A 10,942-nucleotide genomic window follows, 5' to 3' on the forward strand; every position below is an offset into this window, starting at 1 on the left:
AGGTAATGCTTGGCCCATGGAGAGACCCGCCAAAGTGCTCGTGGTGGACGACGAGCCGAACATCCGCGCGCTGTTGTCGCAGACGCTCCGGCTGGTCTCCTTCGAGGTGCGGACCGCCGAGACCGGCGCGGAGGCGATCACCGCCGCGCGCGACTTCGCCCCCGACATCGTGGTGCTCGACGTCATGCTCGAGGACTTCGACGGCTTCGAGGTGGCCAGGCGGCTGGGCGAGCGCATCCCGGTGTTGTTCCTGACGGCCCGCGACACCGTGGAGGACCGGGTGCAGGGTCTCACGCTGGGCGCCGACGACTACGTGGCCAAGCCGTTCAGCCTGGAGGAGGTCGTGCTGCGCATCCGCGCCATCCTGCGCCGCAGCCGGAGCGGCGGGCCGGCCAAGGAGGTGCTGGCCTACGCCGACCTGGAGCTGGACAGCGCCGCCCACGAGGTGCGCCGGGACGGCACGCTGATCGACCTGTCGCCCACGGAGTTCAACCTGCTGGAGTACCTGCTGACCAACGCCGGCCGGGTGGTCAGCAAGGCGCAGATCCTCGACAGCGTCTGGCGCTACGACTTCGACGGAGACTCCAGCATCGTCGAGTCCTACGTCTACTACCTGCGCAAGAAGATCCCCGGCCTGATCCAGACCGTCCGCGGCGTCGGCTACACGCTCAGGAGCCCGCGGTGAGGCCCGACCGCTGGACGCTGCGCACCCGGCTCGTCGTCTCGATCCTGGCCCTGACCACGATCGCGCTGGTCCTGGCCAACGTCATCGGCGTCGCGCTCCTGCAGGGCATGCTCATGCGCCGCGTGGACGAGCAGCTCAGCGCCGGCAGCACCGCGATCCAGACCCGGATCGCGCAGCCGCCGCCGGGCGACCCGCAGCTGTTCACCGCCCCCACCGGCCTGGACAAGGTGCTCGTCAAACGCATGGCCGAGGTCTCCCGCATCATGGTCTTCTCGCCGTCCGGCCGCCTCAGAGCCATGATCCCGCCGACCCAGGGCCCGAGCCCCGACATCACCGCGCTGCGCTACGACGGCCCCTACACCGTGCCCGGCACCGAGGGCGCGGGCTGGCGCGTGCACGCCGCCCCGCTGCCCGGCGGCGAGACCGTGGTCGTCGGCACCTCCCTGGACGAGGTGGAGCAGACCAGCACCGCCCTGATCGCCATCGCCGCCACCGTCAGCATCGCGGTGCTGGTCCTGCTCGGCATGGCCGCCGACTGGCTGGTACGGCTCGGCCTGCGCCCCCTGACCCGCATGGAGAGGACCGCCGCCCACATCGCCGACGGCGACTTCGCCCGCCGGGTCCCCGACCCCGACCCGCACACCGAGTCCGGCCGCCTCGGCCTGGCCATGAACGTCATGCTCGACCGCGTCACCCACGAGATCGCCGCCAGGACCGCCTCCGAGACCAGGATGCGCCGCTTCCTGGCCGACGCCTCCCACGAGCTGCGCACCCCGCTGACCTCGGTCCGCGGCTTCGCCGAGCTGCACCGGCGCGGCGGCGGCGACACCGACGAGACCATGCGCCGCATCGAGGACGCCGCCACCCGCATGGGCGTGCTCGTCAACGACCTGCTCACGCTGGCCCAGCTCGACGAGGAACGCCAGCTCGACCGCGGCAAGGTGGACCTGCTGGAGGTGGCGGCCGACACCATCCGCGACGCGCGGGCCCGGGTGCCGGGACGGCAGGTCAGGCTGGCCGGGCTCGATGAGACGCTGGCGCCGGTCTCGCTCGTCGGCGACGAGGCCAGGCTCCGGCAGGTCGCCGCCAACCTGGTCGCCAACGCGCTGGCCCACACCCCGGCCGAGGCCGCGGTGACCGTCCGGGTGGGCCGCGCCGCCGGTCAGGCCGTGCTGGAGGTGGCCGACACCGGGCCGGGCATCGACGCGCGGCATGTGCCGTACCTCTTCGACCGGCTCTACCGGGTCGGGCAGGGGCGCTCGCGGGCCGACGGCGGCGCGGGGCTGGGCCTGGCGATCGTGGCGGCGATCGTGCACGCGCACGACGGCAAGGTGACGCTCGACACCGCGCCCGGCGAGGGCTCGCGCTTCCGCGTATTCCTACCGGCCTCCGAGGCGGCTCCCAGCCGGCTCTGAGCAAGCCTGGCCAGGGTCGGTGGCATGACACGAATCCTCCTCGCCGCCGGCGCGCTGGTCGCGCTGGCCGGGTGCGGGACGCAGGCGACGGTGGCCGGGGTGGCCTCCGTGGCCTCGGCCAAACCCAGCTCGAGCGCCTCGCCTTCGCCCACCGGCTCCGTCGACCCGCAGGAGCAGGGCAGGAAGTTCGCGCAGTGCATGCGCGACAACGGCATCGACCTGCCCGACCCCGAGCCGGGAGAGGGCAAGGGGATGATGGTGCTCAACCCGAAGGACGTCAACAAGGCGCAGTTCAAGAAGGCCGCCGAAGCGTGCAAGCAGTACCGGCCCTTCCGCGACCGCGCCGACATGAAGCCGGAGGACCTGGAGCGGTTGCGCGACTACGCCGCCTGCATGCGCGAGAACGGCGTCGACATGCCCGACCCCGACCCCGGCGGCGGCTTCGGCGGCAAGCGCCCGGACGTCAAGCCCGACGACCCCGCCTTCAAGAAGGCGGTCGAAGCCTGTCGCGCCAAGTTCCCGCAGCTCGGGGTCCGCAAGTGAAGGCGCTGCGCGCGGTCGCCTGGACGGGCGGCGCCGCTCTGCTGGCCGCCGCGGTCGCCGCGGCCGCGGTCGGCTTCGGCGGCGGCGGATCCGGTACGGCGGTGGCCGCCCGGACCCCGCCGGCCACCGCGAAGGTCACCCGCGCCACGCTGACCGAGACCAAGACCGTCGACGGTTCGCTCGGCTACGGGGCGACCGAGGCCGTCACCTCCCGCGGCCAGGGCACCATCACCTGGCTGCCCAAGGAGGGCGACACCATCACCCGCGGCAGGGCCGTCTACAGCGTGGACGCCGACCGGGTGCCGCTGCTGTACGGCTCGATGCCGCTCTACCGCACGCTCCAGGACGGCGTCGAGGGCATGGACGTCGAACTGCTGGAGCGCAACCTGGCCAAGCTCGGCTACAAGGGCTTCGACGTGGACGGCGAGTACACCTGGGCCACCCGTGAGGCGGTCGAGGACTGGCAGGACGACATCGGCGTCCCCGTCACCGGCACGGTCGAGCCCGCGGACGTGGTCGTCGCCGACGGCCCTCTGCGCGTCAACGAGCTCAAGGCCACGCTGGGCGCCGCCGCGGGCGGCCCGGTGCTCACCACGACGGGCACCACCCGCGAGGTCCTCGTCGATCTGGACGTGGCCGACCGGCATCTGGTCAAGAAGGGCATGAAGACCACGGTCGAGCTGCCCGACGGCTCCGAAGCCAAGGGCAAGATCTCCAGCGTCGGCAAGACCGCGGCCACGACCGGCGAGGGCCAGGACGCCAGTACGACCGTCGAGGTCACGGTCGCGGTCACCGGGGTGAAGGGCTTCGACACCGGTCCGGTGAAGGTCACGATCGTGGCCGGCGAACGCGCCGACGTGCTGGCCGTACCGGTCGGCGCGCTGTTCGCCCTCGCGGAGGGCGGGTACGGCGTGCAGGTCGTGGAAGGCTCCTCGACCCGTTACGCGGCCGTCGAGGCCGGCATGTTCGCCGACGGCAAGGTCGAGATCACCGGCGTGGACGAGGGCACCACCGTGGCGGTGCCCAAGTGATCGCGGAACTGCACGAGGTCAGCAAGGACTACGGCGAGGTGCAGGCGCTGCGCGGCGTCACCCTCGGCATCCGGCACGGAGAACTGCTCGGCATCGTCGGCCCGTCCGGCTCCGGCAAGTCGACCATGCTCAACATGATCGGCACCCTGGACCGGCCCTCGGGCGGCACCGTCCGCATCGCCGGGCACGACGTCTCCCAGCTCGGCGACCGCGCGCTGTCGGCGCTGCGGGCCCAGACCATCGGCTTCGTCTTCCAGCAGTTCCACCTGGCCGCCGGGGTGCCCGCGCTGGACAACGTCGCCGACGGCCTGCTCTACTCCGGCCCCGCCCTGCGCGAACGGCGCTCGAGGGCACGGAGCGCACTGGAGCGCGTCGGCCTCGGCCACCGGCTCGACCACCGCCCCCACCAGTTGTCCGGCGGCGAACGCCAGCGGGTGGCCATCGCCCGCGCCGTCGTCGGCGACCCGGCGCTGCTGCTGGCCGACGAGCCCACCGGCAACCTCGACTCCCGCTCCGGCGCCGGCGTCATGGACCTGCTGCGCGAGCTCAACGCCGGCGGCACCACCGTGATCGTCATCACCCACGACCGCGACATCGCCGCCTCCCTGCCCCGGCAGGTCGAGATGCTCGACGGCAAGGTGATCGCATGAGCATCCCGGCCCCCACGCGCATGCGCTCGCGCGACGTCGTCCGGGTCGGCGGCGCCGGCCTGCGGTCCAGGCCGCTGCGCGTGTTCCTGTCGGCCCTCGGCATCGCGATCGGCATCGCCGCCATGCTCGGCGTCGTCGGCATCTCCGCCTCCAGCCGGGAAGACCTCAACCGGCAGCTCGCCGCGCTCGGCACCAACCTGCTCAAGGTCTCGCCGGGCCAGACGATGTTCGGCGAGAGCTCCCACCTGCCGGCCGAGGCCGAAGGCATGATCGGGCAGATCAGCCCCGTCACCGCCGTGACGGCCATCGGCACCACCTCCGCGCACGTCTACCGCAACGAGCGCATCCCCGAAGGCCAGACCGGCAGCATCGCGGTCACCGCCACCCGCCTCGACCTCATCCAGGACGTCGGCGCCGCGCTCGTCAGTGGCTCCTGGCTCAACGCCGCCACCGAGCGGTACCCGGCCGTCGTCCTCGGCGCCAAGGCCGCCGACCGGCTCGGCGTCGTCGCGGCCGGGCCCGACCAGCGGGTGTGGCTCGGCGGGCAGTGGTTCACCGTCGTCGGCGTGCTCGGCCCCGCGCCGCTGGCCCCTGAGGTGGACACCGCCGCCCTCGTCGGCTGGCCGGTCGCCGAGCAGCGCCTGGGCTTCGACGGCTATCCCACGACCGTGTTCGCGCGGGCCCGCGAGGAGTCCGTCACCGCCGTCCGCGACGTGCTGGCCGCCACCGCCAACCCCGCGCACCCCGACGAGGTCGAGGTCTCCCGGCCCTCGGACGCGCTGGCCGCCAAGCAGGCCACGGACGCCACGCTCAACGCCCTGCTGCTGGGCCTCGGCGGCGTCGCCCTGATCGTCGGCGGCGTCGGCGTGGCCAACACCATGGTCATCTCGGTGCTGGAACGCCGGGCGGAGATCGGCCTGCGCCGTTCCCTGGGGGCCACGCGCGGGCAGATCCGGCTGCAGTTCCTCGCCGAGTCGCTGCTGCTGTCGGCCATCGGGGGCGTCGGCGGCGTCGTGCTCGGCATCGGCGTCACGTCCCTCTACGCCACGTTCCAGGGCTGGCCGTCGATCGTGCCCCTGTGGGCGATGCTCGGCGGCTTCGTGGCCACGCTGGTCATCGGCGGCATCGCCGGGTTCTATCCCGCCGTGCGGGCCGCCCGCATGTCGCCGACGGAAGCACTGGCCGCGCCGTAGGGCGTCCGATTCCTTCAAGAGGTACGGCGAAGCGCCCCGATAGTGTGCTTGACATGGACATTCTCCGCGATGCCGAGACGTATCTGCGGCTCCACGCCCGCCTTCTCGACCGGTACCGGTTCGAGGCGCTCTTCCGAGGCGGCGACCGGCAGCGGGTGCTGGACGTGTTGCGCACCTACCAGAACGCCGACGGCGGCTTCGGCAACGCCCTCGAGCCCGACCTGCGAGGCGCGGGGAGCCAGCCGGAGCCCGTCGAGGTCGCCTTCCACATCCTGGACGAACTCGACGCCTTCTCCGACCCGATGGTCACGGCCGCCTGCGACTACCTCGTCACCGTGACCACCGAGGACGGCGGCGTGCCGTTCGTGCTGCCCTCCGTGCGGGAGACGCCCAGGGCGCCGTGGTGGGAGACGCCCGACAACCCGCCCGGCAACCTGGTGCCCACCGCCTCGATCGCCGGGCTGCTGCACAAGCACGGCGTCGAGCATCCTTGGCTGGGCCCGGCCACCGCCTTCACCTGGGAGGCCATCGCCCGCATCAAGGACGAGACCGCCCCCTACACGGCGCGGGCCGTGGTGGCCTTCCTCGAACTGGTGCCGGATCAGGAGCGCGCGGAGGCGGAGTACGACCGGCTGAAGGACGTCATTCTGGCCAACGTCTCGCTCGATCCGGACGCGGCGGGGGACGCCCACTTCCCGCTGGACTTCGCGCCGTCGCCGTCGCGGCTGCCGTGGTTCGAGACCCCGGTCATCGAGCGGCACCTGGACGCGCTTGCCGGCCGGCGGCTTCCCGACGGCGGCTGGGGCATCAACTGGACGACCTGGACGCCGGTGGTCGAGCACGAATGGGGCGGCTACCTCACCGTCGCCCGCCTCCTGACGTTGCGGGCATACGGCCGTCTCTGAGCTAGCGGATGAGGACGCTCATCGTCACGCCGCTCAGCCGCTTGACGTCGTTGGCCAGGTGCGCCTGGTCCGCGTACCCGCTCTCGGCGGCCACCTCCGCCAGCGGGCGGCCCGCGCGGGCCAGCCTCAGGGCACGCTGGAAGCGGACGATGCGCTGGAGGATCTTGGGGGAGTAGCCGAAGCTGGCCATACTGCGCCGGTGTAGCTGCCGCTCGCTGAACCCCAGGTCCCAGGCGACCTCGCCGACAGACCTGCCCGCTCGCAGCGCGGTGGCGATCGCCGGGGCCGCGGTGTCGGGCTCGGGCGTCTCACGCCACCTCCGCACCACCGCCTTCAGCATGGCCTGCCGTACGGCGTCGCGGCGTGCGGCCGCTTCCGGGGTCAGCTCGGCGATCCCCGGGCGCCTTTCCAGGCCGTCCTGCAGCTCGCGCAGGGGGCCGTCGAGCTGGGCGACCGGGACCCGCTGGTCGCGCAATGCCTCCAGGGACACGCCGAACGTCAGGCCCGCGGCGCCCGGGTGGAAGCGGACGCCCACGTAGACGTCGCCGGCGCGCATCGCCGTGGGCATCGGGCCGGTGTCGGGGCCGGCCACGTGCAGGCCGTCCGGGCCCCAGATCAGGTCGACGGCGGCGTCAGGGACCACGAGCTGGGTGCCGTCCTTCTCCGCCACCTGCTCCCACAGCCAGGAGACGCGACCGGCCAGCTCGGGACGCGGGGCTGTTTCTTGGTACATGGTCTTTTTCTCAACATTCCTCTCGCATGCTGTCTTCCCCTTTCTAGGTGCGCCTTCTACGTGCGCCTTCTAGGTGCGCCTTCTAGGTGCGCCTTCTAGGTGCGCTTTCCAGGTGCGCTTTCTAGGTGCGCGACCACCCCGCCCGGGAGTGACCTGGTCCCGGGCGGGGTGGCGCAACCGTCGGTGCCGTCCCGCGTCACGGAGGTAGATCGCATCGCGGGCGGCACCAGGGAAGACCGTCCCGCCCGCGAGTGAGAGCTTCTCAGCGGGCGGGACGGCAAGCGCGTGTCCCTCGGATGGCCCCCCAGCATCGACCGGGGACACGCGGTCCGCCTCCACATCCGCCTTCCGACCGGCGCGGTATCGGAAGTGCCCAGGGATGGGAGCGGACGTTCGGGATTCAGAGAAGTCGCATCGAACCGTCGAGGAAGGCGACGGCGAACGTGGTGACGATCAAGGTGATGAGCAGGCTGAGCATCCTGGCCGGGAAGGTGTCGTCGACGCCGGAGAGGGTGCGCTCGCAGTCGTCGAGCAACGCCCGCTTGCATCGGGTCATCGGGAACCGGCCTTCGGCGGGTTGATCAGGTGGACCGAGCCGGCCTGCCAGATCGTGGTCTCGCCGGCCTCGGTTCGTAAGAGGTCGTGGCCGTGGGCGTTCTGGCGCTCGCGGGCCTGGTGCTCGAGCTGTCCGTGGATGGCTTCGAGGTCGGACTTCCAGAAGACGGCCGCGGTGGCGAGCCGCTCGGCGACGATGATGGCCTCGCGAACCGCGGTGACGTCGTTCCTGGAGACCGGCAGCCGCTGGTTGCCGATGGTGAGGACGGCCTCGGTGCCGCTCACCCGGTGGTAGATCCGGTCGGCGGTGAGCCTGGCCTGGTCGACGTAGACGGAGTTCACACGGCCCTCCAGCTGTTCATGGTTATCCCTTCACGGTGGTGATTCCTTCATGCGGAACGGCTGCTGCCCGGATCCAGAAGGGCCAGCACCGACTGGCGGTGCACCCGTCGCAGACCGCGGATCTTGACGGACTCCAGTTCGCCGGTGCGGATCATCTCCTCCACCGTCCGTCGGCTCAGCCGGAGCAGATGCATGACCTCCGGAATCGTGTGAATCAGAGGCCCCTCATCTGGTGCGGTTCGCTGAGGCATGTCGCAGACGATACGCACTTCTACGCGTCTTGCGCAAGTCTTACGCGTATTTCTTGGCTTGGGCTTGAGCTGCAGTTTCAGTGGTGTGGCCGGGAAATGGAGGCCCTGATACGCGAGAGTCCGCTACAGTCCGCGTATATACGCACGCGACTTGTAGCTGGAGGGCTTCCATGACGGAGCACCCGGGCCTCCCGCCGGAGGCGGCCCTGATCCGTGAGCGACGTGAGCAGATGCTGCCCAGGATGTCGATCAGGAAGGCGGCCGCTCGTGCCGCCATGAGCGAGGCCGCGTGGCGGCACATCGAGAACGGGCGGTACGTCGGGCCGGCCGACAAGATCGCGCTGATGGCTCGCGAGGTGGGGGTGACGCCCGGCGAGCTCGACGCGCTCGGCCGTGGGGACGCGGCGCGGCTGCTGAGAGGCGATGTGCGGCAGCGGGCGGCCGACGAGCCCGCCATGGCCGACCTGGACTCGGGGGCGACCTCCGAGGCGCTGCTTCAGATGATCCTCCAGGGCCTGGACGAGATCCGCCGGGCGCCCGCGCTGAGCGAGGAGCAGAAGAAGGCCCTCGAACGGTCGCTGATCCGGTCGGTGATGTCGGTGTTCCACGGCCAGATGGAGCACATCAAGACCGCCATCGAGATCGCCCGCCACGATTAACTCGTTGGGTATTTGTAAGCGGTTCTCCCATTGGCCCCGAAAAGTCAGGAAATAACATACTTTGATCTTCCCGATCACCCGTTGGGGGTGGTGTATTCCTTCTTGGGAGGAGAACCGTGGAGAAGGTTCGGCGCAGCGCCCTCACCGCCGCGGCGGTGACCAGTTGGTCGCTCGCGGGCGGGATCGTGCTGCTGACCTTGATGGGCGCCCTGGCCGACGCGCAGCCGTTACTCGACAGGCTGTTCTTGCTGCTGGTCGCGGCGGCCATCGTCCTCACCCTTGTGGCCCGCTTCGAACGGGTCGCGCGGCGGGTCGAGGACACCGGCCCCGTCGAGGCCGCTCACGGCCTGGGCTTCAAACAGGGATGGCGGGCCGCGCTGCTCAAGCGGGACGGCTCGGTCTCCCGTAAATAGCCCCGCCCGGGCGCGGTGCTGTCCGTGTGCGGGGACGTCGAAGACGTCGTGGGCAGCGCAGGCCGGCAGGTGTACGGCTTCTCCGCATGGCAGGATTGGCTTTTTTTGTACGGCGGGGCCGTACCCCTGACTGATGGACCTCTTCAGGCTTTTCGTTGTCGGCCGGATATGAGGTCGCCCACCCATTTGGCACGCGGGTCGCTGTCGATCATGAGAGCCTTGGTGAGCAGGCTGAGCGGGATGGCCAGGAGCGCTCCGAGCGGGCCCAGGACGAACGTCCACCCGATGAGCGACAGGAACGTCATCGTGGTGGACAGGCCCACCGCGTCGCCCAGGTACTTCGGCAGCACCAGTCCCTGGAAGATCACGTTGATCACGCAGTAGGCGGCGATGACCAGGAGCATCTGCCGCGGCCCGCCGTTCAGGAGGGCGAGCGTGGCCGGTGGGATGAGGCCGAGCACGAAGCCGACGTTCGGGATGTACGTGGTGATGAGCGCGAGCACTCCCCAGAGCAGAGGAAGCGGGACGCCCAGGAAGTAGAGGGCGATCACATCAAAGGTCGAGCAGATGATGCCGAAGACGGTGGAGACGATCAGATAGCGCCGCGTCTTGTGCGAGAAGGTGCCGAGCGCCGTCACGAGGTCCGGGTGATCGGCGCGGATCGAGCCGAGGATCTTCGCGGTGATCGGGGCGTCGAGGGACATCGACAGCAGCAGCACCACGATCAGGAACAAGCTCGACATCACGCTCATCAGGCCCGACAGCAGGGCTTGGGCAACGCCGAGGAGGCTGCCGGGGTCGATGCTCTGGAGTGCCTTGGCGAGCTGCTCGTTGCCGAAGCCGTACTCGGCGGCGATGCGCTGGGCCTGGCTGAGCAGGTCCTGGAACTGGGTGGTGTAGGCGGGCAGCAGCCCGGCCAGCTGCGTGACCGAGACGGTCAGCACCGCGACCATGGCCAGCACGACCACGACGACGATGGTGAACGGCACCGCCACCTGCAGCCAGTGCGGGGCGCCGCGCGCGGCCAGGCGGGAGCGGACCGGGGCGACCGCGATGACCAGGACCAGCGCGAGGGATACCGGCCCGGCGATCGAGGCGACCTCGCGCACACCGAACAACACGATCAGCGCGCACGCGATGCCGAGCAACACGATTACCGCACGGGGTGTCGACCGCTCGCTCACATCTGCGTACGTACCCGGATCATCCTTACATCACAGGCGGATTCGCCGATTTGACGGTTCCGAGAGACGTACATAGAGTTCACCAGTCCCACGGGAACGGCCAAGATCGGCACGCCCGGCGAGGCGGCCCGATTCGACAAGCTCCGGAAGTCGGAGTAAGTTAGAGGGGTTGCCCCGGAAACGGGGCGGTCGAAATTCCCGCAGGTCAGCCCGCAAGTGTCAATTTGACACGGTGGGGAACGGCTGAAAGAATTACGGCACAACGAAAAACGAACGAACGCCGGAAAACGCGTCCGTTTCTTGAGAACTCAACAGTGTGTTAAAAGCCAGTGCATGAAGTATCTCATGCAACACCTCGTCAAACAGTGGTTTGATGATGAGTT

The 10,942-nt window shown here is 70.3% G+C and carries 14 protein-coding genes; 9 read left to right on the forward strand and 5 right to left on the reverse strand.

Annotated elements, in window-relative coordinates; translation table 11 throughout:
• Positions 1-16: 16 nt before the first annotated feature.
• Genes FVE25_RS28650 through FVE25_RS28680 form a run of 7 tightly spaced genes read left to right on the forward strand, consistent with a single transcriptional unit; the run spans position 17 to position 6,422 of the window.
• Complete coding sequence (locus FVE25_RS28650) at positions 17-685, forward strand: response regulator transcription factor (RefSeq protein ID WP_157250156.1); 669 nt, start codon at positions 17-19, stop codon at positions 683-685.
• Positions 682-2,100, forward strand: coding sequence for a sensor histidine kinase (locus FVE25_RS28655; protein ID WP_219825670.1), 1,419 nt, complete (start codon positions 682-684; stop codon positions 2,098-2,100). The genes FVE25_RS28650 and FVE25_RS28655 overlap by 4 nt, the downstream gene beginning before the upstream one ends.
• 24 nt (positions 2,101-2,124) lie before the next feature.
• Positions 2,125-2,643, forward strand: a complete 519-nt coding sequence (locus FVE25_RS28660; RefSeq protein WP_157250157.1) for a hypothetical protein — start codon at positions 2,125-2,127, stop codon at positions 2,641-2,643.
• Positions 2,640-3,674, forward strand: a complete 1,035-nt coding sequence (locus tag FVE25_RS28665) for a peptidoglycan-binding protein (protein ID WP_157250158.1) — start codon at positions 2,640-2,642, stop codon at positions 3,672-3,674. The genes FVE25_RS28660 and FVE25_RS28665 overlap by 4 nt, the downstream gene beginning before the upstream one ends.
• Positions 3,671-4,324 carry an ABC transporter ATP-binding protein gene (locus tag FVE25_RS28670; protein ID WP_425489509.1) on the forward strand — a complete coding sequence of 218 codons (654 nt, stop codon included), beginning with the start codon at positions 3,671-3,673 and terminating at the stop codon, positions 4,322-4,324. The genes FVE25_RS28665 and FVE25_RS28670 overlap by 4 nt, the downstream gene beginning before the upstream one ends.
• A complete protein-coding gene (locus FVE25_RS28675; protein ID WP_157250159.1) occupies positions 4,321-5,517 on the forward strand; it encodes an ABC transporter permease in 1,197 nt (398 codons plus the stop codon). The genes FVE25_RS28670 and FVE25_RS28675 overlap by 4 nt, the downstream gene beginning before the upstream one ends.
• Before the next feature lie 53 nt (positions 5,518-5,570).
• Positions 5,571-6,422, forward strand: coding sequence for a hypothetical protein (locus FVE25_RS28680; protein ID WP_157250160.1), 852 nt, complete (start codon positions 5,571-5,573; stop codon positions 6,420-6,422).
• Between the two features lies 1 nt (position 6,423).
• Here the strand turns inward: FVE25_RS28680 and FVE25_RS28685 are convergent, their stop codons facing one another.
• The 4 genes from FVE25_RS28685 to FVE25_RS28700 all read right to left on the reverse strand — a co-directional run bounded on the left by FVE25_RS28685 (position 6,424) and on the right by FVE25_RS28700 (position 8,303).
• On the reverse strand, positions 6,424-7,155 hold the full coding sequence (locus tag FVE25_RS28685; protein WP_157250161.1) for a helix-turn-helix transcriptional regulator: 732 nt from the start codon (positions 7,153-7,155) through the stop codon (positions 6,424-6,426).
• A 400-nt stretch (positions 7,156-7,555) separates the two neighbouring features.
• The gene (locus tag FVE25_RS28690) at positions 7,556-7,711 is read right to left on the reverse strand and encodes a hypothetical protein (protein WP_157250162.1); all 156 of its coding nucleotides are present in this window, start codon (positions 7,709-7,711) and stop codon (positions 7,556-7,558) included.
• Positions 7,708-8,052, reverse strand: coding sequence for a hypothetical protein (locus tag FVE25_RS28695; protein WP_157250163.1), 345 nt, complete (start codon positions 8,050-8,052; stop codon positions 7,708-7,710). Before FVE25_RS28695 ends, FVE25_RS28690 begins: the two co-directional genes overlap by 4 nt.
• 47 nt (positions 8,053-8,099) lie before the next feature.
• Complete coding sequence (locus FVE25_RS28700; protein WP_281367902.1) at positions 8,100-8,303, reverse strand: helix-turn-helix domain-containing protein; 204 nt, start codon at positions 8,301-8,303, stop codon at positions 8,100-8,102.
• Between the two features lie 170 nt (positions 8,304-8,473).
• Here FVE25_RS28700 and FVE25_RS28705 point away from each other — a divergent pair, with 170 nt between their 5' ends.
• Positions 8,474-8,962 (forward strand): helix-turn-helix domain-containing protein, encoded by a 489-nt coding sequence (locus FVE25_RS28705; protein WP_157250165.1) that lies wholly within the window; start codon positions 8,474-8,476, stop codon positions 8,960-8,962.
• A gap of 116 nt (positions 8,963-9,078) precedes the next feature.
• The gene (locus FVE25_RS28710; protein WP_157250166.1) at positions 9,079-9,375 is read left to right on the forward strand and encodes a hypothetical protein; all 297 of its coding nucleotides are present in this window, start codon (positions 9,079-9,081) and stop codon (positions 9,373-9,375) included.
• A gap of 143 nt (positions 9,376-9,518) precedes the next feature.
• On the opposite strand, the gene FVE25_RS28715 is transcribed toward FVE25_RS28710, so the two are convergent.
• The gene (locus FVE25_RS28715; protein WP_246267570.1) at positions 9,519-10,526 is read right to left on the reverse strand and encodes an AI-2E family transporter; all 1,008 of its coding nucleotides are present in this window, start codon (positions 10,524-10,526) and stop codon (positions 9,519-9,521) included.
• Between the last annotated feature and the right edge of the window lie 416 nt (positions 10,527-10,942).

Source organism: Nonomuraea typhae, assembly GCF_009760925.1.
GTDB classification, from domain to species: Bacteria; Actinomycetota; Actinomycetes; order Streptosporangiales; family Streptosporangiaceae; genus Nonomuraea; species Nonomuraea typhae.